Source organism: Streptomyces sp. NPDC056160 (assembly GCF_042268205.1).
Classification (GTDB): domain Bacteria; phylum Actinomycetota; class Actinomycetes; order Streptomycetales; family Streptomycetaceae; genus Streptomyces.
Window position 1 is genome coordinate 14,433 of record NZ_JBHJUW010000049.1, and the last position, 21,517, is coordinate 35,949.

The 21,517-nt window shown below is 73.2% G+C and carries 21 protein-coding genes; 4 read left to right on the forward strand and 17 right to left on the reverse strand.

Annotated elements, in window-relative coordinates; genetic code table 11:
• Nucleotides 1-10: 10 nt before the first annotated feature.
• The 10 genes from ACFC02_RS19600 to ACFC02_RS19645 all read right to left on the reverse strand — a co-directional run bounded on the left by ACFC02_RS19600 (nucleotide 11) and on the right by ACFC02_RS19645 (nucleotide 9,024).
• On the reverse strand, nucleotides 11-196 hold the full coding sequence (locus ACFC02_RS19600; RefSeq protein WP_376358445.1) for a hypothetical protein: 186 nt from the start codon (nucleotides 194-196) through the stop codon (nucleotides 11-13).
• Nucleotides 197-408: 212 nt separating this feature from the next.
• Nucleotides 409-1,137 carry a hypothetical protein gene (locus ACFC02_RS19605; RefSeq protein ID WP_376358448.1) on the reverse strand — a complete coding sequence of 243 codons (729 nt, stop codon included), beginning with the start codon at nucleotides 1,135-1,137 and terminating at the stop codon, nucleotides 409-411.
• 51 nt (nucleotides 1,138-1,188) lie between these two features.
• Entirely contained in the window at nucleotides 1,189-1,761 is a 573-nt protein-coding gene (locus ACFC02_RS19610; RefSeq protein ID WP_376358450.1) for a GNAT family N-acetyltransferase, read from the reverse strand.
• On the reverse strand, nucleotides 1,739-3,976 hold the full coding sequence (locus tag ACFC02_RS19615) for an MMPL family transporter (protein WP_376358453.1): 2,238 nt from the start codon (nucleotides 3,974-3,976) through the stop codon (nucleotides 1,739-1,741). The genes ACFC02_RS19610 and ACFC02_RS19615 overlap by 23 nt, the downstream gene beginning before the upstream one ends.
• A gap of 363 nt (nucleotides 3,977-4,339) precedes the next feature.
• A complete protein-coding gene (locus ACFC02_RS19620; RefSeq protein WP_376358456.1) occupies nucleotides 4,340-4,738 on the reverse strand; it encodes a hypothetical protein in 399 nt (132 codons plus the stop codon).
• 229 nt (nucleotides 4,739-4,967) lie between these two features.
• Nucleotides 4,968-6,482: an Asp-tRNA(Asn)/Glu-tRNA(Gln) amidotransferase subunit GatB gene (gene gatB / locus ACFC02_RS19625; RefSeq protein ID WP_376358459.1), complete on the reverse strand. Its 1,515-nt coding sequence runs from the start codon at nucleotides 6,480-6,482 to the stop codon at nucleotides 4,968-4,970.
• Nucleotides 6,483-6,498: 16 nt separating this feature from the next.
• Complete coding sequence (locus tag ACFC02_RS19630; protein ID WP_037858086.1) at nucleotides 6,499-6,741, reverse strand: hypothetical protein; 243 nt, start codon at nucleotides 6,739-6,741, stop codon at nucleotides 6,499-6,501.
• A complete protein-coding gene (gene gatA, locus ACFC02_RS19635) occupies nucleotides 6,738-8,231 on the reverse strand; it encodes an Asp-tRNA(Asn)/Glu-tRNA(Gln) amidotransferase subunit GatA (RefSeq protein ID WP_376358462.1) in 1,494 nt (497 codons plus the stop codon). The genes ACFC02_RS19630 and gatA overlap by 4 nt, the downstream gene beginning before the upstream one ends.
• A 3-nt stretch (nucleotides 8,232-8,234) precedes the next feature.
• Nucleotides 8,235-8,531 carry an Asp-tRNA(Asn)/Glu-tRNA(Gln) amidotransferase subunit GatC gene (gatC, locus tag ACFC02_RS19640; RefSeq protein WP_006130840.1) on the reverse strand — a complete coding sequence of 99 codons (297 nt, stop codon included), beginning with the start codon at nucleotides 8,529-8,531 and terminating at the stop codon, nucleotides 8,235-8,237.
• A gap of 121 nt (nucleotides 8,532-8,652) precedes the next feature.
• Complete coding sequence (locus ACFC02_RS19645) at nucleotides 8,653-9,024, reverse strand: DUF4267 domain-containing protein (protein WP_376358465.1); 372 nt, start codon at nucleotides 9,022-9,024, stop codon at nucleotides 8,653-8,655.
• A gap of 96 nt (nucleotides 9,025-9,120) precedes the next feature.
• Here ACFC02_RS19645 and ACFC02_RS19650 point away from each other — a divergent pair, with 96 nt between their 5' ends.
• A complete protein-coding gene (locus ACFC02_RS19650; protein ID WP_376358468.1) occupies nucleotides 9,121-9,708 on the forward strand; it encodes a TetR/AcrR family transcriptional regulator in 588 nt (195 codons plus the stop codon).
• Between the two features lie 341 nt (nucleotides 9,709-10,049).
• Here the strand turns inward: ACFC02_RS19650 and ACFC02_RS19655 are convergent, their stop codons facing one another.
• The 5 genes from ACFC02_RS19655 to ACFC02_RS19675 all read right to left on the reverse strand — a co-directional run bounded on the left by ACFC02_RS19655 (nucleotide 10,050) and on the right by ACFC02_RS19675 (nucleotide 17,076).
• Nucleotides 10,050-12,314: a putative bifunctional diguanylate cyclase/phosphodiesterase gene (locus tag ACFC02_RS19655; RefSeq protein WP_376358471.1), complete on the reverse strand. Its 2,265-nt coding sequence runs from the start codon at nucleotides 12,312-12,314 to the stop codon at nucleotides 10,050-10,052.
• 259 nt (nucleotides 12,315-12,573) lie between these two features.
• Entirely contained in the window at nucleotides 12,574-14,769 is a 2,196-nt protein-coding gene (ligA, locus tag ACFC02_RS19660) for an NAD-dependent DNA ligase LigA (RefSeq protein WP_376358474.1), read from the reverse strand.
• Between the two features lie 15 nt (nucleotides 14,770-14,784).
• Nucleotides 14,785-15,741, reverse strand: a complete 957-nt coding sequence (locus tag ACFC02_RS19665) for a methionine synthase (protein WP_376358541.1) — start codon at nucleotides 15,739-15,741, stop codon at nucleotides 14,785-14,787.
• 81 nt (nucleotides 15,742-15,822) lie between these two features.
• Nucleotides 15,823-16,521, reverse strand: coding sequence for an SDR family oxidoreductase (locus ACFC02_RS19670; protein ID WP_376358477.1), 699 nt, complete (start codon nucleotides 16,519-16,521; stop codon nucleotides 15,823-15,825).
• A gap of 15 nt (nucleotides 16,522-16,536) precedes the next feature.
• The gene (locus tag ACFC02_RS19675; RefSeq protein WP_376358480.1) at nucleotides 16,537-17,076 is read right to left on the reverse strand and encodes a TIGR00730 family Rossman fold protein; all 540 of its coding nucleotides are present in this window, start codon (nucleotides 17,074-17,076) and stop codon (nucleotides 16,537-16,539) included.
• A gap of 96 nt (nucleotides 17,077-17,172) precedes the next feature.
• On the opposite strand from ACFC02_RS19675, the gene ACFC02_RS19680 reads away from it, so the two are divergent.
• Both ACFC02_RS19680 and ACFC02_RS19685 read left to right on the forward strand, forming a co-directional pair.
• Complete coding sequence (locus tag ACFC02_RS19680) at nucleotides 17,173-17,496, forward strand: DUF427 domain-containing protein (protein ID WP_360974692.1); 324 nt, start codon at nucleotides 17,173-17,175, stop codon at nucleotides 17,494-17,496.
• Between the two features lie 38 nt (nucleotides 17,497-17,534).
• Nucleotides 17,535-18,314 carry an alpha/beta fold hydrolase gene (locus ACFC02_RS19685; RefSeq protein WP_376358544.1) on the forward strand — a complete coding sequence of 260 codons (780 nt, stop codon included), beginning with the start codon at nucleotides 17,535-17,537 and terminating at the stop codon, nucleotides 18,312-18,314.
• A 44-nt stretch (nucleotides 18,315-18,358) separates the two neighbouring features.
• On the opposite strand, the gene mnmA is transcribed toward ACFC02_RS19685, so the two are convergent.
• A complete protein-coding gene (gene mnmA / locus ACFC02_RS19690) occupies nucleotides 18,359-19,489 on the reverse strand; it encodes a tRNA 2-thiouridine(34) synthase MnmA (RefSeq protein WP_376358485.1) in 1,131 nt (376 codons plus the stop codon).
• 60 nt (nucleotides 19,490-19,549) lie between these two features.
• Here mnmA and ACFC02_RS19695 point away from each other — a divergent pair, with 60 nt between their 5' ends.
• The gene (locus tag ACFC02_RS19695) at nucleotides 19,550-20,329 is read left to right on the forward strand and encodes an N-acetylmuramoyl-L-alanine amidase (protein WP_376358488.1); all 780 of its coding nucleotides are present in this window, start codon (nucleotides 19,550-19,552) and stop codon (nucleotides 20,327-20,329) included.
• Nucleotides 20,330-20,344: 15 nt separating this feature from the next.
• Here ACFC02_RS19695 and ACFC02_RS19700 read toward each other — a convergent pair whose 3' ends face one another.
• Nucleotides 20,345-21,514, reverse strand: coding sequence for a cysteine desulfurase family protein (locus ACFC02_RS19700; RefSeq protein ID WP_376358491.1), 1,170 nt, complete (start codon nucleotides 21,512-21,514; stop codon nucleotides 20,345-20,347).
• Between the last annotated feature and the right edge of the window lie 3 nt (nucleotides 21,515-21,517).

A 21,517-nucleotide genomic window follows, 5' to 3' on the forward strand; every position in this document is an offset into this window, starting at 1 on the left:
GGCCCCTCGCTCACGCGGCCCGGGTGAACCGGTGACGGCGGGGGCCGTCGCTATGCGCCTCGGCCTCCGGGGCCCCTCGGTAGGCCCTGCGGCGGGCGGCGCGGCGCCCGCGGAGCACCGCCAGGGCGAGGCGTTCCTGCTCGGCCCGGCGGCGCATCTCGCTGGAACGCTGCTCGTGGAACTCGTACGTGAACATGGTGACTCCCCTGGTGAAGTGGCGTCCGGCACCGTCTCCCGGTGCCGAACTCCACCTTCGTCCGCCGGGGGGCCTGCCCGCATCGGGCGAGTTCCGCATCTTCGGCGGCGCCCGGGGCCTTAGACGCGCGTGCGGGGCCTCAGGGCCGCCATAAGGTCCTTACGGCGTTGCTGAGGCCCCGCACGGCACGGCCGGGGGCGGCGGGGTCGGACTCAGGCGGACGGCAGGGCGAGCAGCACGTCGGTGTACTTCAGGACGGCCAGCAGCAGGCCGACGGCGCCGAGCGCGACGCCCGCCCAGGCGACGGACTTGGTCCAGGGCGCCTGCGGCCTGCCCGGAGCGCCGAACGCGGGCCGGGCGAGCACCACGACGCCGACGATCAGGGCGAGCAGCGCGAACAGGCCGCCCCACAGGGCGGTGGTGTGCCAGGCGTCACCGTAGACCTCCTTGATCTGCGTGGCGACGCTCGCGGAGGTGGAGGTCCGCAGCTGGCCGACCAGTTGCTCGCGCGCGCCGGCGACGGTGCCGAGCCAGCTGCCGGTGAGCGAGACGAGGCCCAGGGCGGCCGACACGACGGCGCCGGCGCCCTGTCCGATGCCCGCGGGGGCCGCCTTGGCGGACCCGGCGGACTCGGTACCGGCCTCGTCGGTCTCAGCGGTCTCGCCGGACTCGCCGGACTCAGCGGCCTCGCTTGTCACAGCGGTCTCGCCGGCCTGGCCGGCCTCCCCGGCTTCCCTGGTCTCCGGCTGCGCTCCGGCCTCACCGGCCGCCTCGGCGGTGCTCGTCGCCTCGGCCTGCGGGGCGGTGCTCGCCCCCTGCGCTTCCGTCCGGTTCGTCGCCTCCGCCTGGTTCGTCTCCTGCGGGGCGCCCTTCGCCTCCGTCTCGTGCGTCGCCTCGGTGCCGGTGGTGGCTCGGGCCTCGTCTGCGGTCCTGGTTCCCATGCCGGGCACCGTACGGACGGAGTCTGAGAGGTCTCTTAACGGCGGACGTCCTCACCGGTCGCCGCGGCCGGAGCGCGCCCGTGCCGCACGCCACTCGGGGGCGAGCACGGCCCAGATCTCGGTGTCCTGGCGCACGCCCCGGTACGGGTAGTTCTCGCGGAGCACGCCCTCACGGGTCAGGCCGAGACGCCGCGCCACGTTGATGCTCGGCTCGTTGGCCGAGGAGACGTGCCAGGCCACGCGGTGCATGCCGCGTTCCTCGAAGGCCCAGTCCATCAGGACCCGGGCACCCCGGGTGACCAGCCCCCGGCCGGTCGCGTCCGGTTCCAGCCAGCAGCCGATCTCGCACGTTCCGGTCGCCGCGTCGAAGGCGGGGAACAGCAGCCCGCCGACCAGGGTGCCCGTCAGCCACAGGCCGTGCAGGAAGCCGGTGTCGGCGGCGCGCCTGTCGGCGTACGCCTGGAGGACGGCGCGGGCGGAATCGACGTCGGTGGCGTTCGCCCCGAACGGGACGTGCCGGTTGACGAACGCGCGGCCGCGGTCGAGGTGCGCGAGGAACTCCTCGGCGTGCCAGGGCTCCAGGGGCCGCAGTTCGGCTCCGTCACCCAGGGATATCGCGTACATCCGGTCGGTGCTCCTTCGCGAGTTCCGCCATGACGTCGCCGAGCTTCTCATGGGCGGCGCGGCACTCGGGCGGCTCGATGCTGATGCGGGGCAGGACGCGGTCCAGGCGGCGTGGCAGCCACCAGTTGGCACGGCCCAGCAGGTGCATCAGGGCGGGCACGAGCAGGGTGCGCAGCACGAACGCGTCCAGGGCGACGGCGGCGGCGAGCGCGATGCCGAACATGGCGATCACCCGGTCGCCGCCGAGCACGAAGGCGAGGAAGACGGAGATCATGATGACCGCGGCCGAGTTGATCACCCGGCTCGTCTCGGCCAGTCCGACCCGGACGGCGCGCCGGTTGTCGCCGGTCTCCAGCCACTCCTCGTACATCCGGCTGACCAGGAAGACCTGGTAGTCCATGGAGAGCCCGAAGAGGACCGAGACCATGATCACGGGCAGGAAGGGTTCGATGGGCCCGGCCCGGCCGAGGCCGAGGAACTCGCTGCCCCAGCCCCACTGGAAGATCGTGACGACGACGCCGAAGGAGGCGGCCACGGCGGCGACGTTCATGGCGGCGGCCTTGAGGGGGATGCCCACCGAACGGAAGGCGAGCAGCAGCAGGACGCAGCCGAGGCCGACGACGACGCCCACGAAGAGCGGCAGCCGGTCGACGATGACGCCGGCGAAGTCGTCGTACCCCGCGGTCACGCCGCCGACGTGCACGTCGAGCGAGGTGCCGGTCTCGGCGCGCGGCAGCACCCTCTCGCGCAGCCGGTCGACGAGGTCGCTGGTGCGCTGCGACTGGGGCGCGGAGTCGGGCAGGACGTTCAGGTAGGCGGTGGTGCCGCCGGTGTCGTAGGTCACCGGGGTGACATCGGCGACGCCGTCGGTGGCGCGCAGGGTGGTGCCGAGGTTGTCCAGGGCGAGCCGGTCCTCGGCCCCGTCGACGCGGGTCACCAGGGTGAGCGGTCCGTTGACGCCGGGTCCGAAGCCGTCGGCGAGGAGGTCGTACGCCTTCCGGGTGGTCGAGGAGGACGGGTCGTTGCCCTGGTCGGAGGTGCCCAGGTGCAGGAAGAGGGTGGGCAGGGCGAGCACGGTGACGACGCCGAGGGCGAGGGAGCCGAGCAGCTTGGGGTGGCGTTCCACGAAGGCCGACCAGCGGGCGGCGAACCCGGTGGGCACCTCGGGTTCGGGGCCGTGCTCGGCCAGCCGCCGGCGCTCGCGGCGGCTCAGTGCGCGCGGGCCGATGAAGGAGAGCAGGGCGGGCAGCAGGGTCACCGAGGCCGCGACGGTGAGGACGACGGTGGACGCGGCGGCGACGGCGACGCCGTTGAGGAACCCGAGCCGCAGGATCAGCATGCCCAGCAGGGCGATGCAGACGGTCGCGCCCGCGAAGACCACGGCGCGTCCGGTGGTGGCGACGGCGTTCGTGGCCGCCTCGGTGACGGGCAGGCCGCGCTTGAGGCCGCGCCGGTGGCGGGTGACGATGAACAGCGCGTAGTCGATGCCCACGCCGAGACCGATGAGCATGCCCAGCATCGGGGCGAAGTCGGCCACCGTCATGGTGTGGCCGAGCAGTCCGATGGCGGCGTGGGCGGTGCCGACGCTCACCAGCGCGGTGGCGATGGGGAGCAGGGACGCGGCCGGTGAACCGAAGGCGACCAGGAGCACCACGGCGGCCACGGCGACGCCCAGGATCTCTGCCAGGTGGCCGCCGGAGGACTGGGTGGCGCCGACGGCGCTGCCGCCCAGCTCCACCTGGAGCCCGTCGGTCTGGGCCGCCTTGGCCGTGTGGACGACGGCCTGGGCCTGGTCCGCGGTGATGTCCTGCGCGGGGCGGTCGAAGGTGACCGTCGCGTACGCGGTGTGGCCGTCCCGGCTGATCCGGTCGGTGCCCTGGGCGTTCTGTCCCTTGTAGGGGCTGGTCACGGAGGCCACCCCGGGCAGGGACTCGACGCGGTCCAGGGTGCGGGTCATCGTCTGCTCGACGTCGGCGGCCCGGACGGAGCCGGGCGCGGTGTGCCAGACGACGGTGTCGCTGTCCCCTCCGAGGCCGGGGAAGCCCTGTTGCAGCAGCTGGGTGGCGCGTCCCGACTCGGTGCCGGGGACCTCGTAGTCGTTGGAGTACGCCGGGCCGGCGACGGCGGCGGCGACCGTGACCCCGCCGAGGGCGAGGAGCCAGAGCAGAACGGTGACGAGGCGGTGCCGGACACACCAGCGCGCGAGGGCTGCCACGAAACGTGCTCCCAGGTGTCTTTTTATGGATCTTTGACCGGGAACAGTCGTCGATGAACGGAACAGCCCGCAAAGAACGCGTGAGCAAGGTGAAGACACTCTTGCAGGCAAATATGATCGTTTAGCGCATTCGTGGTGTTCCTCACACCCGTGTGACCCGATCAGCAGGCGACGACCGGGTGAAGCCCGGCCGAATCGGCCGCAGCGGCCGGGCCTCAGGCGGGCGATCGCGGGCGGGCCGGTCTCAGCCGGGCCGCCCGCCGGCCGGCGCCGCGGCCTCAGCCGAGCCGGTCAGCCCCCACGGTCACACCCCCGCCGGTCTCAGCCGAGCCGGTCAACCCCACGGTCACACCCCCGCCGGTCTCAGCCGGGTTGGTCGCCGAGGGCCATCATCATCACGCCGGCGACGAGCAGCCACAGCGCCCGCCGGGTGCGGCCCCGCTGCCCGAGGGCGGCCGCGCAGGCGCAGACGACGGCGCCGGCGGCGTAGGCGGCCGGTACGCGGGCCGGGGCCGCGTCGGTGAGGCGCAGCAGGGATGCGGCAAGACCCGCGAGCGTCAGCAGGACACCGGTCCCGGCCGCCGTCCAGCGGGCCCGGCGGGCGACGGAGACACCCTCCGGACAGCCGCCCTCCGCCCAGCCGTGGTCCTCCGGTGCCTCTCGGGCTCCCCGGGCTCCGTGGGCCACTTCAGTGCCGCCCGTCGAGGACATCGGTGCGGGGGATATCGCGGCGGGCGTATCGGAATCGGCGCGTCCACTCATGGCGCGCGAGCGTAACGCCTGCGCCCCGCGTCTCGGACACGGGGTCGGCGGGTCCAGGCACCGAGGCGCCCAAGCACCCGGACACGGAAGCACCGAGCACCGTGGCACCGAGGCCCGGAGAGCCACCGGGGCACCGGGGCACCGGGGCACCGGTGGCAGACACACCTGAGGGGATGCACCGCACTGCGGTACATCCCCTCGGGGTCACTGCGTCACGGCCGCCGCCGGCTCAGCCCTCGCTGACGCCCAGCTTCTGCAGGATCAGCTCCTTGACGCGGGCCGCGTCGGCCTGGCCGCGGGTGGCCTTCATGACGGCGCCGACCAGGGCGCCGGCCGCGGCCACCTTGCCGCCGCGGATCTTGTCCGCGACGCCCGGGTTCCCGGCGATGGCCTCCTCGACGGCGGCGGTCAGCGCGCCCTCGTCGGAGACGACCTTCAGACCGCGCTTGTCGACGACCTCGTCCGGGGTGCCCTCGCCCGCGAGGACGCCCTCGATGACCTGGCGGGCCAGCTTGTCGTTCAGCTCTCCCGCGGTGACCAGCTCGGTGACCCGGGCGACCTGCTGCGGGGTGATGGCCAGCTCGTCCAGGGCCTTGCCGGACTCGTTGGCGCTGCGCGCCAGCTCACCCATCCACCACTTGCGGGCGGAGGCGGCGTCGGCACCGGCGTCGATGGTGGCGACGATCGGGTCCAGCGCACCGGCGTTGAGGATGGCCTGCATGTCGGTGGCCGAGATGCCCCACTCCGCGAGCAGCCGGGTGCGGCGGGCCAGCGGCAGCTCGGGCAGCGCGGCGCGGATCTGCTCGACCCACTCGCGCGAGGGGGCCACCGGCACCAGGTCGGGCTCGGGGAAGTACCGGTAGTCCTCGGCCTCCTCCTTGATCCGGCCGGAGGTCGTGGAGCCCGTGTCCTCGTGGAAGTGGCGGGTCTCCTGGACGATCGTGCCGCCCGAGGAGAGCACCGCGGCGTGCCGCTGGATCTCGAAGCGGGCCGCGCGCTCGACCGAACGCAGCGAGTTGACGTTCTTCGTCTCGCTGCGCGTGCCGAACTTGTCGGCGCCCTTGGGCATCAGCGACAGGTTCACGTCGCAGCGCATCTGGCCCATCTCCATGCGGGCCTCGGAGACGCCGAGCGCCCGGATGAGCTCGCGCAGCTCACGGACGTACGCCTTGGCGACCTCCGGGGCGCGCTCGCCGGCCCCGACGATCGGCTTGGTGACGATCTCGATGAGCGGGATGCCGGCGCGGTTGTAGTCGAGCAGGGAGTGGGACGCGCCGTGGATACGGCCGGTGGCGCCGCCGACGTGCGTCGACTTGCCGGTGTCCTCCTCCATGTGGGCGCGCTCGATCTCCACGCGGAAGGTCTCGCCGTCCTCCAGCTGTACGTCGAGGTAGCCGTCGAAGGCGATCGGCTCGTCGTACTGGGAGGTCTGGAAGTTCTTCGGCATGTCCGGATAGAAGTAGTTCTTCCGGGCGAAGCGGCACCACTCGGCGATCGAGCAGTTCAGCGCGAGGCCGATCTTGACGGCGGACTCCACGCCGGTCGCGTTGACGACCGGGAGGGCGCCGGGCAGGCCGAGGCAGACGGGGCAGGTCTGGGAGTTCGGGTCGGCACCGAGTGCGGTCGAACAGCCGCAGAACATCTTCGTCCGGGTGCCGAGTTCGACATGGACCTCGAGGCCCATGACGGGGTCGTACGACGCCAGCGCGTCCTCGTACGACACCAGGTCGGTCGTGGTGGTCACGGTGAAAACTTCCCTCTCAGCCCAGCAGGACGTCGTCGTCGCCCAGCCGCTTCAGCTCGCGGTAGAGGATGGCGAGGCCGGTGACGATGGCGGCGGCGGACACGGCGGCGTCGATCAGGCGCAGCGTGTCGCTCTCCGTGCGGGCCTTCTTGGCCTGCTTGATGACGCTGACGGCGCCGAACGCGGTCGTCGCCATCGACAGGTACGTACCGGACTTGGACTTCTTGAAGCCCTTGGCCTTGGACAGTGCGTTGCTCACAGCGACGGAGCCTCCTCAAGCAGCGGGTGTCCCCACTTTTCCACGAACGCGGCCTCGACGGCGGCGCCGACCTTGTACAGGCGGTCGTCCTTCATCACCGGGGCGATGATCTGCAGGCCGACCGGGAGGTTGTCCTCCGGGGCGAGCCCGCAGGGCAGGGACATGGCCGCGTTGCCCGCCAGGTTGGTGGGGATGGTGCACAGGTCGGCCAGGTACATCGCCATCGGGTCGTCGGCGCGCTCGCCGATCGCGAAGGCGGTGGTCGGGGTCGTCGGGGAGACGATCACGTCGACCTGCTCGAACGCCTTGTCGAAGTCCTGCTTGATGAGCGTACGGACCTTCTGGGCGCTGCCGTAGTACGCGTCGTAGTAGCCGGAGCTGAGCGCGTACGTGCCGAGCATGATGCGGCGCTTGACCTCGGGGCCGAAGCCCGCCTCACGGGTGAGGGAGGTGACCTCCTCCGCCGAGTGGCTGCCGTCGTCGCCGGTGCGCAGGCCGTAGCGCAGGCCGTCGAAGCGGGCGAGGTTGCTCGAACACTCGGACGGCGCGATCAGGTAGTACGCCGACAGGGCGAGGTCGAAGGAGGGGCAGTCCAGCTCGACGATCTCGGCGCCCAGTTCCTTGAGCACCTCGACGGACTCGTCGAAGCGCTGGATGACGCCGGCCTGGTAGCCCTCGCCGCGGAACTGCTTGACGACGCCGACGCGCATGCCGGCGACGCTGCCGTTGCGGGCGGCCTCGACGACCGGCGGGACCGGCTCCTCGATGGAGGTGGAGTCCAGCGGGTCGTGCCCGGCGATCACCTCGTGCAGCAGCGCGGCGTCCAGGACCGTACGGGCGCAGGGGCCGCCTTGGTCCAGGGAGGACGAGAACGCGACCATGCCGAAGCGGGAGACCGCGCCGTACGTCGGCTTGACGCCGACCGTGCCGGTGACGGCGGCCGGCTGGCGGATGGAGCCGCCGGTGTCGGTGCCGATGGCGAGCGGCGCCTGGAAGGAGGCGAGCGCGGCGGAGGAACCGCCGCCGGAGCCGCCGGGGATCTTGGTGAGGTCCCAGGGGTTGCCGGTCGGGCCGTAGGCGCTGTTCTCCGTGGAGGACCCCATGGCGAACTCGTCCATGTTGGTCTTGCCGAGGATGACGACGTCGGCGTCCTTCAGCCGCTTGGTGAGCGTCGCGTCGTACGGCGGGATCCAGCCCTGGAGGATCTTGGAGCCGACGGTGGTCGGCACGCCCTCGGTGGTGAAGATGTCCTTGAGCGCGAGCGGTACGCCGGCCAGCGGGCCGAGCTTCTCGCCGCGCGCCCGCTTCTCGTCCACGGCGCGGGCCTGGGCGAGGGCGCCCTCACGGTCGACGTGCAGGAAGGCGTGCACCTTCTCGTCGACGGCGTCGATCCGGGCGAGGTGCGCCTCGGTGACCTGGACGGCCGTCAGCTCGCCGGCGGCGATCTTCTCGGCGGTCTCGGCGGCGGTGAGCTTGATGATGTCCGTCATCGTCTACTCCTCCCCCAGGATCTGCGGCACCTTGAAACGCTGCTGCTCCTGGGCCGGGGCGCCGGAGAGCGCCTGCTCGGGGGTGAGCGACGGACGGACCTCGTCCGCGCGCATGACGTTCGTCAGCGGCAGCGGGTGGGAGGTCGGCGGTACGTCTTGGTCGGCGACCTCACTGACGCGGGCCACCGCGCCGATGATGTCGTCCAGCTGTCCCGCGAAGTGGTCGAGCTCTTCGGGCTTCAGCTCCAGACGCGCCAGCCGGGCGAGGTGGGCGACCTCCTCGCGCGTGATGCCAGGCATGCAGCGTTCCTCTGGGGTGAGTGTGTGTGGTTTGGGGCCAATCCTATGGGGCGGGGACGTGTGTCCGTACAACGGTTTGCCGGTGGCGCCCCGAAGCGGCGGAACGGCCGCCCGGGCGGCATCAGACGAGGAACAGCAGCGCGGCGCTGATCAGGATGACGACCGCCGTCGCGCAGTGGACGCCGAAGGCGACGGCCTTCGAGCCGCCGTGGCGCAGGACTATCAGCATGTCGCCGAGGGGCACGACGGCCACGCAGAGCATGAACCAGGCCTCGGCGCGGGCGCCCGCGAAGGCCAGCAGCGCGAGACCGACGAGGCCGAAGGTGCCGTCGCGCAGGCCCTTGATCGTCAGGTAGGCACCGGCGTCGCCGGCCGGGTCGGCCGGGACGCCGTAGCCGGCCGCGGCGGGTGCGGGCTGGAAGAGGAAGCGGTACCCGAGGAACAGGCAGAACAGGTCGAGCACGACGGCCAGGGTGTACGCGGTGACGGTCATGTTCTACTCCCGGAGGTCAGATGCTAGCGGCGCTAGCGACGAGAGTGAAGCTAGCAGAGCATCGACAGGTTGGCTAGCACCGCTAGAATGAGAAGCATGACGATCCAGACGCGCCGGGAGCGCGAACGAGCGGAACGCGAGCGGCTGATCGTGACGGCCGCCCGGGAACTGGCCGAGGCGGAGGGCTGGGACGCGGTCACCACCCGCCGCCTGGCCGCCGAGATCGAGTACAGCCAGCCCGTCCTCTACAGCCACTTCAAGGGCAAGGGCGCGATCATGGCGGCGGTCGCGGTGCAGGGCTGCGCGGAGATGGCCGCGCAGATGCGCACGGCGCGTACGGCGGCGCAGGGCGCGCGCGAGGCGCTGGCGGCGGTGGGCGAGGCGTACACCGCCTTCGGGCGGCAACGGCCCGCGCTCTACGACGCGATGTTCACGCACCTGGTGGACCTGCCGTTCGCCACGCCCGAGGCCCCGGCGGCGCTGCGGGAGGCGTTCGGTGAGCTGCTGGCCGCCGTCGAGCCGTTCGCGGCCCAGGGCGAGGAGCCGGGGCTCCTCACGGAGACGTACTGGGCCGCCCTGCACGGCCTGGTGACCCTGATGCGCAGCGGGCGGCTGCCGCAGACCGCCCATGAGCGCCGGCTGTCCCTGCTGATCAGCCACTTCGTGCCGCAGGGCATGCGCTGAGCCCAGCCGGGCCGGGCACACCGCCGGCCCGGGCACTCGGCGGGCCGGCTGTCCCGGGAGAGCGGACTCCCCAGGCTGGGCGCGCCTGGAAGCGGCGGACCAGCCGCCCCGGGAAGCGGGTCTCCATGAGCCGGGCCCCCACGGACGGCGCGCCCTCGGCCAGGGGAGACGGGCCTCCCCGAGTCCGGCTCCAGGGGGACGGCGCCCACGGAGTCAGTCGCGCCGGAAGTCGGCACCCCCCTGACCCGGGCGCCCCGTGAAACGGCATCCTGTGAGGCCGGTGCCGCGGGGAACGGGACCACGCCCTGACGCCCTCGCCGTCGTCACGGTGGGCCGCGGTCTCACTCGTCGCCGGCCGCCGCGGGCAGGGCGGCGGCGGGGCGTACCCAGCCCCGTGAGCCGCGCGCCCGCAGCCATGCCGTCGTCTCCTCGGGCGGCATGGCCGCGGCGACCAGCCAGCCCTGTACGGCGTCGCAGCCCAGATCGCGCAGCCGCTCCCAGGTCTCGTCGTCCTCGACGCCCTCCGCGACGACCAGCAGGCCCAGGGAATGGGCGAGGTCGACGGTGCAGCGCACGATCTCGGCGTCCTCGGTGTCCACCGCGAGACGGGCCACGAACGAACGGTCGATCTTCAGTTCGCTCACCGGCAGCCGCCGCAGGTGCACCAGCGAGGAGTAGCCGGTGCCGAAGTCGTCCAGCGACATCTTCACGCCGTGCGCGGTCAGGCCCGCCAGGGTGTCGGCGGCCCGCTGGGGGTCCTCCAGGAGCACGTGCTCGGTGATCTCCAGCTGGAGGGCGCCCGCCGGGACGCCGTGCCGGGCGAGCCGGGCGGCCACCGAGCCGGCGAATCCGGGGGTGTGCACGTCGCGCGGGGAGACGTTGACGGCCACCGGGACGAACAGGCCCTGCGCGCGCCACGCGGCGACCTGCCCGAGAGCGGTTTCGAGCACGTACTCCGTCAGATGGGGCATCAGCCCGGAGGACTCGGCGATCGCTATGAACTCGTCCGGCGGGACCTTGCCGCGCTCGGGGTGCACCCAGCGCACCAGCGCCTCCAGGCCGGCGACCTGGCCGTCGAAGCGGACCTTGGGCTGGTAGTGCAGCTGGACCTCGTGGGCGTCCAGGGCCCGGCGCAGATCGCCGAGCAGACCGAGCCGGTCGGGGGTGTTGGAGTCCCGCTTGGACTCGTAGGCCTCCACGCCCGTGCGGTCCCGCTTGGCCTGGTACATCGCGACGTCCGCCCGGCGCAGCATGCCTTCGGCGTCCAGGGCGTGGTCGGGGAAGACGGCGACGCCGGCGCTGGCCTCCAGGACGAGGGTGAGCCCGTCGAGGTCGAGCGGGGAGCTGAGGGTGGTGACCAGGCCGCGCGCGATGCGGGTCGCGGACGTGGTGGAGTCGGCGACGGGGAGTAACACGGCGAACTCGTCGCCGCCGAGCCGCGCCGCCTCCGCGCCGCGCGGCAGCGCCTGCCGCAGCCGGTCGGCGATCTGCAACAGCAGCCGGTCCCCGGCGAGGTGACCGAGTGTGTCGTTGACCGAGCGGAAACGGTCGAGGTCGATCAGCATCAGGGCGGAACGGGCACCGATGCGCTCGGCGTCGTCGAGGGCGGTCCAGATGCGCTCCAGGAGCCACTGCCGGTTGGGCAACCCGGTCAGCGGGTCGCGCAGTTGCTCCTCCGCGCGGGCGCGGGCGATCCAGAGGGTGGAGTCCAGGGCGATGAGCGGGATGGCGAACAGCGGCAGCAGCACGGGGTCGGCGACCGCGACGGCGCAGACCAGCGGTGCGATGCCGAGCAGGGCCACCGCGACCAGGCCCTGTCTGACCAGCGCGGTGCGGGCGACGGTGGGCACCGGGTCGGTGCGCGGGGCGTGCAGGTACCACAGCAGGACGCGGGTGACCGCGAGGTAGACGGCGGCGACCAGCACCACCTGGGGGGCGGTGTACGCGGTCCAGGTGCCCGGGTCCCAGGGCCGCTCCACGGTCGGCACCCGGCCGAAGGCGCCGAGGACCAGTGCGGCGGCACCGATGCCGAGGATGTCGACCGCGCCGTGCAGCACGCCGGGGCGCCAGCGGTGCCGCCTGGCTATGCCGACCAGGACGACGACGGTCAGGCTGACCAGGCCGGCCGGAACCCAGCCGTAGAGCAGGAGCACCGCGAGGGTGAGGGCGGCGCCGGAGCCGGTGCCGCCCCACCAGCGGGCCCGGCCGAGCAGGACCAGGTGGCCGACGATGATGCCGGTGAGCACGGCCAGCGACCAGCCGGCCGTGCCGGACGGGAAGAGCGCGTGCCCGGCGGTGAAAGCGCGGTAGAAACCGGCGCCGAGGGCGAGGGCGGCCACCGCGACGACCACCGTGGGCAGGGCCGGCCGGGACGGCGGCCGATCGGACTCGTCGTCCGGCAGCCCCGCCGTGCGCGGCCCGGGCGGCCGCGCGGCGGCGCGGGCCCTCGTCCCCGGGTACGGTCCGGTGGCGCCGCCGGGTCGTCCGGCGCGCCCCGCGTACGTGTCCGTGTCCGAACGCTCCCCCGCCCGCTCCCGGTACCCGCGCCACGCGCCGGTCATCCGGCGCAGCCGTGAGTGCGGGGCGGCGCTCTCGGTCGGTTCCATTCCCGTCCCTCTCACAGCCGGCGGTGCCCACGCCACGCGGCCCGGTGCCCGACGTCCGCTGGGCACGGCCGCGCTGGAAAACACTTCCACGTACTCGTCAGGAGCACGGGGATGCCCCGACCGCAGCTGGGCACGGCGGCGCACCCCTCAACAGTAGGCCGCAGAACGCTTCCTCGGGCAGCGGTCGTCGACGGTTGCCCGAATGCGCCCCGGCCACCCGTATGCATCTGGTATGCGCCGAACAAGGGGTCTTCAACCCCTACTCGCCGGTCGGGAGAGCGACTTCGGCCGCCGCGTCCGGTCCTTGTTCCAGAAGTACCCCGAAACCCTCTTCGTTCAGAACGGGAACCTTCAGCTGCATCGCCTTGTCGTACTTCGAACCGGGGTTGTCCCCCACCACGACGAAAGCGGTCTTCTTCGAGACCGACCCGGTCACCTTCGCGCCCCGGCTCTGCAGGGCCTCCTTGGCGCCGTCGCGGGTGAAGTGCTCCAGGGTGCCGGTGACCACGACCGTCAGGCCCTCCAGCGGACGCGGCCCTTCGTCCTCGCCCGAGGACTGGTCCTCCAGCGCGACTCCGGCGGCCTTCCACTTGCGTACGATCTCGCGGTGCCAGTCCTCGGCGAACCACTCCTTGAGGGCGGCGGCGATGATCGGGCCGACCCCGTCGGTGGCGGCCAGTTCCTCCTCGGTGGCCTGTTCGATGCGCTCGACGGAACGGAACTCGCGCGCCAGGGCCTGGGCCGCCACCGGGCCGACATGGCGGATGGAGAGCCCGTTCAGGAACCGGGCCAGCGGACGGTCCTTGGCCGCCTCGATGTTCTGCAGCAGCGCGAGGGTGTTCTTCTTCGGCTCGCCCTTCTGGTTGGCGAAGACCGTGACGACCTTCTCCTCGCCCGTCTTCGGGTCGCGCTTGGGCAGGCCGCTGTCCGGGTCGAGGACGTACGCCTTGATGGGCAGCAGCTTGTCCACGGTCAGGCCGAACAGGTCGCCCTCGTCGGCCAGCGGCGGGTCGGCCGGCTCCAGCGGGCGCGTGAGCGCGGCGGCGGCCACCTCGCCGAAGTGCTCGATGTCCAGGCACTGACGGCCCGCGAGGTAGGAGACGCGCTCGCGCAACTGGGCCGGGCAGGTGCGGGCGTTGGGGCAGCGGAGGTCGATGTCGCCCTCCTTCATGGCCCGCAGCGGCGTACCGCACTCGGGGCACTCGGCGGGCATCACGAACTCCCGCTCGCTGCCGTCGCGCAGGTCGACGACCGGACCGAGGATCTCCGGGATCACGTCACCGGCCTTGCGCAGCACCACCGTGTCGCCGATGAGGACGCCCTTGGCCTTGACCACCTCCTGGTTGTGCAGGGTGGCGAACTCGACCTCCGAACCGGCCACGGTGACCGGCTCCACCTGTGCGTAGGGCGTGACGCGGCCGGTGCGGCCGACGCCCACCTTGATGTCGATCAGCTTGGTGTTGACCTCTTCGGGCGCGTACTTGTACGCGATCGCCCAGCGCGGCGCGCGGGCCGTGGAACCGAGCCGGCCCTGGAGGCGGATCTCGTCGAGCTTGATGACGGCGCCGTCGATCTCGTGCGCCACGGAGTGCCGGTTCTCGCCGTAGTAGGCGATGAACTCCCTTACGCCCGCGAGGTCGTCGACCACCCGGTTGTGCGGGGAGGTGGGCAGGCCCCAGGTGTGCAGCAGCTCGTAGGCCTGCGAGAGGCGGGTGAGGCCTGTGTACCCCTCGAGGGCGCCGATGCCGTGGACCACCATGTGCAGGGGGCGGGTGGCGGTGACCCGCGGGTCCTTCTGGCGCAGCGAACCGGCCGCCGCGTTGCGCGGGTTGGCGAAGGGCTTGTCCCCGGCCGCGACCAGCCGGGCGTTCAGCTCCTCGAACTTCTCCATCGGGAAGTAGACCTCGCCGCGGATCTCCACGAGGTCCGGGACCCGCTCGCCGTGCAGCCGGTCGGGGATCTCCGCGATCGTACGGACGTTGGGGGTGATGTCCTCGCCGGTGCGGCCGTCGCCGCGCGTGGCGGCTCGGGTGAGCCGGCCGCGCTCGTAGGTGAGGTTGACGGCCAGGCCGTCCACCTTCAGCTCGCACAGGAAGTGGTACTCCTGCTCGCCCAGCTCCCTGGCGATGCGGTCGGTCCAGGCGGCGAGGTCGTCGTCGTTGAAGGTGTTGTCGAGGGAGAGCATCCGCTCGCGGTGCTCGACCGCGGTGAACTCCGTGGCGTACGAGCCGGCGACCTTCTGGGTCGGCGAGTCGGGTGTGCGCAGCTCGGGGTGCTTGTCCTCCAGCGCTTCCAGGGACCGCAGCAGCCGGTCGAAGTCGGCGTCGCCGATGACAGGCGCGTCCTTGACGTAGTACCGGAAGCGGTGCTCCTCGACCTGCTCCGCGAGCCGGGCGTGCTCCTCCCGCGCCTCGGCGGGCACCGCTGTTTCCGCTTGCTGCTTGTCGCCGGCCACCGTGTTGTCCTCCCGTTACTCTGGGTTGTCCGCGAGGGATCTCGCCGCCTGGACGCAGTGGGCGAGCGCCTGGCGTGCGTACGCGGGGGAAGCGCCCGCGAGGCCGCACGCCGGGGTGAGGGTGAGCGACTGGGCGAGCAGCCCCGGTCGCAGCCCCAGCCTGCGCCACAGCGTTCTGACACCCATGACGCTACCGGCAGGGTCTGACAATGGGCCGTCCGTGGTCGGGACGACACCGGCGAAGAGGTGCGTGCCGCCTTCCACGGCCTCCCCGATCACCTCGTCGTCACGCTCGGTGAGGAGGGAGAAGTCGAAGGAGACACCGGCCGCGCCCGCCCGGCGCAGCAGCGCGAACGGGACGTCCGGCGCGCAGGAATGGACCACGACGGGGCCCGCGGGGTGCGCGGCGAGGACGTCCCGCAGCGTGGCCTCCACGACCTGCCGGTCGACGGCACGGTGGGTGCGGTACCCGCTGGCGGTCCGCACCCGCCCGCGCAGCACGGCCGTCAGCGACGGTTCGTCGAGCTGGAGGACGAGGCGGGCACCGGGCACCCGCCGCCGGACCTCCGCGAGGTGCAGCCGCAGTCCCTCGGCGAGCGAGGCGGCGAGGTCCCGGCAGGCGCCGGGGTCCGACAGGGCCGCCTCGCCGTTCCGCAGCTCCAGGGCGGCGGCGAGCGTCCACGGGCCCACCGCCTGCACCTTGAGCGCGCCCTGGTGCCCCTGCGTGAACTCCTCCAGCGCGTCCAGGTCCTCGCCCAGCCAGGACCGCGCCCGTCTGGTGTCCCGCCCCGGCCGGTCACCGAGGCGCCATCCGCTGGGCTCCACGCGCGCGTACATCTCCACGAGCATTCCGGCGGTGCGCCCGATCATGTCGGCGCCCGGGCCCCGCGCGGGCAGTTCGGGCAGGAAGGGGAAGTCCTCGAAAGTTCCGGTGACGGTCTTGACGGCCTCTCGGGCGTCCCCGCCGGGCATCGACCCGAGGCCGGTGGCCGCACCGAAGCCGGACTGGCTGTTTTCGCTCACCGCAGCAGCGTACGGAACGAGGGAGGGCGGTCAGCGCCCCGGTCGTACCGTCAGGTCGTTCACCTCCGCGTCGCGCGGCAGGTCGAGGGCCATCAGGATGCTGGTCGCCACGGACTCGGGGTCGATCCACTTCCCGGGCTCGTACTCCTTGCCCTCCTGCTGGTGCACCTTGGCCTGCATGGGGCTCGCGGTGCGGCCGGGGTAGACGGAGGTGACGCGGACGCCGCCGGCGTGCTCCTCCTCGCGCAGGGCGTCCGCGAGCGCCTTGAGGCCGTGCTTGGAGGCGGCGTAGGCCCCCCAGGCGGCGTGCGCGCTCAGGCCCGCGCCCGAGTTGACGAACACCACGTGGCCGCGTGCGGCCCGCAGCTGGGGCAGGAAGTGACGGGTCAGCTCGGCGGGGGCGACCAGGTTGACGTTCAGCTGGTGGTGCCAGGACCTGGGCGTCAGCTCGCCGATCGGACCGAGGTCGACCACGCCCGCGACGTGCAGCAGGGAGTCCACCCGGTCGGGGAGCGTCTGGTGCGAGAACGCCCAGCTGAGCCGGTCCGGGTCGGCCAGGTCGCCGACCAGGGTGCGGGCGCCGGGGAACCCGGCGGCCAGTTCCTTGGCCCGCCCCGCGTCGCGCGCGTGCAGCACGAGGTCGTCCCCGCGCGCGTGCAGGCGGCGGGCGACGGCCGCGCCGATGCCGGAACCGGCCCCGGTGATCACATGTGTAGCCATGCCCGCCATGCTCGCACCCGTGGGTCAGCGGGCGGTGAGCGACTCCTCCAGGTAGGCCAGCGCGCCCGCGGGCTCGTCGGCGAAGAACACCAGCTCGGCCAGCGGCCGGGGCAGGAACCCCTCCTCCTCCATCCGGCGGAACTGCTCGCGCAGGCCGTCGTAGAAGCCCGCCGTGTTGAGGAGCACCACCGGCTTGCCGGTCCGGCCGTGCTTCTTCAGCTCCAGGATCTCGGTGGCCTCGTCGAGGGTGCCGGTGCCGCCCACCATGATCACCACTGCGTCGGCCTTCTCCAGGAGCAGCTTCTTGCGCTCGGCCAGGTCGCCCGCGATCACCATCTCGTCGGCGCCGGGCCGGGCCTTGGCCGACAGGAAGTCGACCGACACGCCGATCAGCCGGCCGCCCGCCTCCTGCACGCCGTCCGCGACGACCTTCATCAGCCCGCTGTCCGAGCCGCCCCACACCAGGCTGTGCCCGCCCTTGCCCAGCAGCCGGGCGAAGTCCCGCGCGGGTCGCGTGTAGCGGTCGTCGAGGTCGGCGGCGGAGAGGAAGACGCAGATGTTCATGCGCCCCACGGTACGCGGCCCCAGGCGGCTTCCCGCGCGCGGGAAGGACGGTGGACGGCGCGGGAAGAACCCCGCGCGCGCGAGCGCTTCCCCTGTATGACCCAAGGACACACGATCACCATCGAGCAGGGCGACGAGCACGTGCGCGTGGTGCACGGCGGGCAGGTCCTGGCGGAGAGCCGCCGTCCCCTGGTGCTGCGCGAGACCGGCTGCCCCCCGCGCTACTACCTGCCGTCCGAGGACGTACGCCTCGACCTGCTGACCCCTTCGGACACCCACACGGAGTGCCCCTTCAAGGGCACGGCGTCCTACTGGTCCGTGCCGGGCGCCGCCGACCTGGTGTGGGCCTACCCGGACCCCAAGCCCGAGGTCGCGGAGATCAAGGACCACCTGTGCTTCTACGGCGCCGAAGTGTTGTAGCCCGGTGAGCCGCCGCCGCCGTGACAGTCTTCATGGCCATGGACAAGAAGACGCTCTCGCGTGACGGCACCCCGATCGCCTACCAGCGCACCGGCACCGGCCCGGTGGTCGTCCTGGTCAGCGGGGCGATGTCGACGGGTGCCACGGTCGCGCCGCTCGCGGTGGCGCTCTCGCAGCGGTTCGGCGCGGTCGTCTACGACCGCCGCGGCCGCGGGGAGAGCGGTGACACCACGCCGTACGCGGTGGAGCGCGAGGTGGAGGACCTCGCCGCCGTGATCGACGCCGTGGGCGGCGAGGCGGCGCTCTACGGCGTCTCGTCGGGCGGAGCGCTGGCCCTGCGGGCGGCGGCGGCCGGGCTGCCGGTGCGGCGGGTCGCGGTGTACGAGCCGCCGTTCGACGTGCGCGAGGACCGCGGCCCGGAGCGCGCGCGTTACTCGGCCGACCTGGGCCGGGCGCTGGCTGAGGGCCGGCGCGGGGACGCGGTGGAGCTGTTCCTGCGCGTCACCGGGCTGGCCGAGCAGATGATCGTGAACGCCCGCCAGTCCCCCATGTGGCCGGGCCTGGAGGCCGTCGCGCCGACCCTCGCGTACGACGACGCGGTCATGGGCGACGGCACGGTCCCCCGTGACCTGCTGGCGTCGATCCCGGTCCCGGTCCTGGCCGCCGCGGGCGACGCGGGCCCGGCGTGGATGCGCGAGGCGGCCCGCCAGGTGGCCCGTGCGGCCCCCCAGGGCACGTACCGCGTCCTGGAGGGCCAGACCCACGCGGTGGAGCCGGAGGTCCTGGCGCCGGTGCTGGCGGAGTTCTACGGGGCGTAGGACCGGCTTCGGCCCGGCCCGCCCCGGTCTCACCCCGGACCGGGTCAGGCCGCGCCGGCCCGCGCCCGCCGGGTCGTCGCGATCGTCGCCGAGCCGACCACCCGCGTGCCGTCGTACAGCACGATCGCCTGCCCGGGGGCGACACCGCGCACCGGCTCGGTGAAGGTGACCTCTAGGGTGGCGTCGACGAGTTCGGCGCTCACCTCGGTCTCGCCGCCGTGGGCGCGGAGCTGGGCGGTGTAGGTGCCGGGGCCGCTCGGGGCGGTGCCGCACCAGCGGGGCTTGACCGCGGTGAGGGCGTCGACGTCCAGGGCGGCGGCCGGGCCGACCGTGACCGTGTTGGTCACCGGGGAGATGTCCAGGACGTAGCGCGGCTTGCCGTCGGGGGCCGGGGTGCCGATCCTGAGGCCCTTGCGCTGGCCGACGGTGAAGCCGTAGGCGCCCTCGTGGGAGCCGACGACCGCGCCGGACTCGTCGACGATGTCCCCCTCGGCCTTGCCCAGGCGGCGGGCCAGGAAGCCCTGGGTGTCGCCGTCGGCGATGAAGCAGATGTCGTGCGAGTCGGGCTTCTTGGCGACGGCCAGGCCCCGGCGCTCGGCCTCGGCGCGGATCTCGTCCTTGGTGGTGACGGTGTCGCCGAGCGGGAACAGCGCGTGCGCGAGCTGCTTCTCGTCGAGGACGCCGAGGACGTACGACTGGTCCTTGGCCATGTCGGAGGCTCGGTGCAGCTCGCGGGTGCCGTCCTCGCGGAGGATCACCTTCGCGTAGTGGCCGGTGCACACCGCGTCGAAGCCGAGGGCGAGCGCCTTGTCCAGCAGCGCGGCGAACTTGATCTTCTCGTTGCAGCGCAGGCACGGGTTGGGGGTGCGGCCGGCCTCGTACTCGGCGACGAAGTCCTCGACGACGTCCTCGCGGAAGCGGTCGGCGAGGTCCCACACGTAGAAGGGGATGCCGATGACGTCCGCGGCACGGCGGGCGTCGCGCGAGTCCTCGATGGTGCAGCAGCCCCGCGCGCCCGTGCGGAAGGACTGCGGGTTGGCGGAGAGCGCGAGGTGGACGCCGGTGACGTCGTGTCCGGCTTCCGCGGCGCGGGCCGCGGCGACGGCGGAGTCCACTCCGCCGGACATGGCGGCGAGGACGCGGAGGGGGCGGGAACGCGGCGGGGTGTCAGTCATAGCCCCTCCAGGGTACGGGGGTGCGGGAACCCGGGCTGCCGGATATCCGTTGGAGGTCGCATGGGGGCGAAGAAGGCCGGGCGGACCGGCGGGGACGGCGGCGCGGGGCGGTGGCCGGCGCGCCGCGCGGTACTCGTGGGCGGGGCGGTGGCCGTCGCGGGCGGTGCGGTGCTGTGGCACGACGAACTGGCCCGGTTCTGGGCGGCCCTGCCGGGCGAGGGCAGACCGCGGGTGGCCGGTGCGGTGGACTTCGCAGGAGCCCGGTGGGTGGCGGCCTCACCGGCGAACTACCGGCGCGCGGACCGGCCCGAGGACTACGCGGTCGACCGGGTGGTCATCCATGTCACGCAGGGCAGCTACGCGAGCGCGGTGAAGGTGTTCCAGGACCCCGGGCACAAGGCCGCGGCGCACTACATCGTGCGCGCGGACGGGCACGTGACGCAGATGATCCGCGAGCTGGACGTGGCCTTCCACGCGGGCAACCGGGAGTACAACGAGCGGAGCGTCGGCATAGAGCACGAGGGCTTCGTGGAGAAGGCCTCGTCGTTCACCGACGCGATGTACGCGGGCTCGGCGCGGCTGACGGCGGGGATCTGCGGGCGGTACGGCATACCCGTCGACCGCGAGCACATCATCGGCCACGTGGAGGTGCCGGGAACCGACCACACGGACCCGGGGCCGTACTGGGACTGGGACCGTTACCTGCGGCTGGTGCGCCGCGCGCGCACCGCGCCCACCCCGCGCGCCTCACCCGCCGCGCCCACCGCGCACCCCTCACCGGCCGAGCGCACCGCGCACGCCTCGGGCACCGGCCGCGCCGAGCACACCGGGCGCACCTGAGCCCGCCGCCCGGTGTCAGCTGAGACCGGCCGCCCGCGCCCGTTCCACCGCCGGGCCGATGGCCTCGGCGACCGCGTCGACGTCGGCCTGCGTGGAGGTGTGGCCCAGGGTGAAGCGGAGGGTGCCGCGGGCCAGGTCGGGGTCGGTGCCGGTGGCGAGGAGGACGTGGCTGGGCTGGGCGACGCCCGCGGTGCAGGCGGAGCCGGTGGAGCACTCGATGCCCTGGGCGTCCAGCAGGAGCAGCAGCGAGTCGCCCTCGCAGCCGGGGAAGGTGAAGTGGGCGTTGGCCGGAAGCCGCCCCCCGGGTGCCGGGTCGCCGCCTAGGATCGCGTCGGGGACCGCCGTGCGGACGGCGGTGATCAGCGCGTCGCGCAGGGCGCCGATCTCGCGGGCGAACCGTTCGCGCCGCTCGGCGGCGAGCCGGCCGGCCACGGCGAAGGAGGCGATGGCGGGCGCGTCGAGGGTGCCGGAGCGGACATGGCGTTCCTGGCCGCCGCCGTGCAGCACGGGTACGGGGGTGTGCTCGCGGCCGAGCAGCAGCGCGCCGATGCCGTACGGTCCGCCGATCTTGTGTCCGGAGACGGTCATCGCGGCGAGTCCCGAGGCGGCGAAGTCGACGGGGACCTGGCCGAAGGCCTGGACGGCGTCGGCGTGCAGCGGAATGCCGAACTCGGCGGCCACGTCCGCCAGTTCACGGACCGGCAGCACCGTGCCGATCTCGTTGTTCGCCCACATCACGGTGGCCAGGGCCACATTGTCCGGGTCGCGGGCGACGGCCTCGCGCAGGGCCTCGGGGTGGACGCGTCCGAAGGAGTCGACCGGCAGGTACTCGACGGTGGCGCCCTCGTGCTCGCCGAGCCAGTGGACGGCGTCGAGGACGGCGTGGTGCTCGACGGGGCTGGCCAGGACGCGGGTGCGTGCGGGGTCGGCGTCCCGCCGGGACCAGTACAGGCCCTTGACGGCGAGGTTGTCGGCCTCGGTGCCGCCGGAGGTGTAGACGACCTCGCTGGGGCGGGCGCCGAGTGCTTCGGCGAGGCTTTCGCGGGACTCCTCGACGGTGCGGCGGGCCCGGCGGCCGGACGCGTGGAGGGAGGAGGCGTTGCCGGTGACACCCAGCGCGGCGGTCAGCGCCTCTGCCGCCTCCGGGAGCATGGGGGTGGTCGCGGCGTGGTCGAGGTAAGCCATGGT

What these genes read in the sequence shown, in the direction of transcription:
- ACFC02_RS19665 (WP_376358541.1), bottom strand. Translation starts at nt 15,741, where the DNA reads ATGCCCGGCGGGGACGCCCGAGAGGCCGTCAAGACCGTCACCGGAACT.
- ACFC02_RS19655 (WP_376358471.1), bottom strand. Translation starts at nt 12,314, where the DNA reads ATGGAACCGACCGAGAGCGCCGCCCCGCACTCACGGCTGCGCCGGATG.
- ACFC02_RS19645 (WP_376358465.1), bottom strand. Translation starts at nt 9,024, where the DNA reads ATGACCGTCACCGCGTACACCCTGGCCGTCGTGCTCGACCTGTTCTGC.
- ACFC02_RS19680 (WP_360974692.1), top strand. Translation starts at nt 17,173, where the DNA reads ATGACCCAAGGACACACGATCACCATCGAGCAGGGCGACGAGCACGTG.
- ACFC02_RS19620 (WP_376358456.1), bottom strand. Translation starts at nt 4,738, where the DNA reads ATGAGTGGACGCGCCGATTCCGATACGCCCGCCGCGATATCCCCCGCA.
- ACFC02_RS19600 (WP_376358445.1), bottom strand. Translation starts at nt 196, where the DNA reads ATGTTCACGTACGAGTTCCACGAGCAGCGTTCCAGCGAGATGCGCCGC.
- ACFC02_RS19650 (WP_376358468.1), top strand. Translation starts at nt 9,121, where the DNA reads ATGACGATCCAGACGCGCCGGGAGCGCGAACGAGCGGAACGCGAGCGG.
- ACFC02_RS19695 (WP_376358488.1), top strand. Translation starts at nt 19,550, where the DNA reads ATGGGGGCGAAGAAGGCCGGGCGGACCGGCGGGGACGGCGGCGCGGGG.
- ACFC02_RS19685 (WP_376358544.1), top strand. Translation starts at nt 17,535, where the DNA reads ATGGACAAGAAGACGCTCTCGCGTGACGGCACCCCGATCGCCTACCAG.
- mnmA (WP_376358485.1), bottom strand. Translation starts at nt 19,489, where the DNA reads ATGACTGACACCCCGCCGCGTTCCCGCCCCCTCCGCGTCCTCGCCGCC.
- gatA (WP_376358462.1), bottom strand. Translation starts at nt 8,231, where the DNA reads ATGACGGACATCATCAAGCTCACCGCCGCCGAGACCGCCGAGAAGATC.
- ACFC02_RS19610 (WP_376358450.1), bottom strand. Translation starts at nt 1,761, where the DNA reads ATGTACGCGATATCCCTGGGTGACGGAGCCGAACTGCGGCCCCTGGAG.
- gatC (WP_006130840.1), bottom strand. Translation starts at nt 8,531, where the DNA reads ATGCCTGGCATCACGCGCGAGGAGGTCGCCCACCTCGCCCGGCTGGCG.
- ACFC02_RS19605 (WP_376358448.1), bottom strand. Translation starts at nt 1,137, where the DNA reads ATGGGAACCAGGACCGCAGACGAGGCCCGAGCCACCACCGGCACCGAG.
- ACFC02_RS19675 (WP_376358480.1), bottom strand. Translation starts at nt 17,076, where the DNA reads ATGAACATCTGCGTCTTCCTCTCCGCCGCCGACCTCGACGACCGCTAC.
- ACFC02_RS19670 (WP_376358477.1), bottom strand. Translation starts at nt 16,521, where the DNA reads ATGGCGGGCATGGCTACACATGTGATCACCGGGGCCGGTTCCGGCATC.
- ACFC02_RS19700 (WP_376358491.1), bottom strand. Translation starts at nt 21,514, where the DNA reads ATGGCTTACCTCGACCACGCCGCGACCACCCCCATGCTCCCGGAGGCG.